This window comes from Pseudomonas sp. 51_B (assembly GCF_017491595.1).
Lineage (GTDB): Bacteria > Pseudomonadota > Gammaproteobacteria > Pseudomonadales > Pseudomonadaceae > Aquipseudomonas > Aquipseudomonas promysalinigenes.
Genome location: NZ_JAFGYW010000637.1, coordinates 1 through 234, shown reverse-complemented (window position 1 = coordinate 234; position 234 = coordinate 1). Strand labels below are relative to the sequence as shown.

The following is a 234-nucleotide window of genomic DNA, read 5'->3' as shown; positions in this document are numbered from 1 at the left end:
CGAACTGCGGGTTGCTCTGGCCCCAAATATCGCGCGTGAAGATATCGGCGCGAAACGCGAAAGCGGCAATGACCACGAAGATCAGCAACGGCACGATTTTGGCCACGGTGGTCACTTGGTTGATGAACGCCGCCTCCTTGATGCCGCGCAGCACCAGAAAATGCACGGCCCACAGCAGCACGGAGGCGCAAGCGATGGCAACCGGCGTATTGCCCTGGCCAAATACTGGAAAGT

The 234-nt window shown here is 59.0% G+C and carries 1 protein-coding gene; it reads right to left on the bottom strand.

Going from position 1 to position 234, the window contains the following annotated elements:
- A partial coding sequence (locus J5M56_RS26515) for an amino acid permease (protein ID WP_207938253.1) occupies positions 1 to 234 on the bottom strand: 234 nt, incomplete at both ends.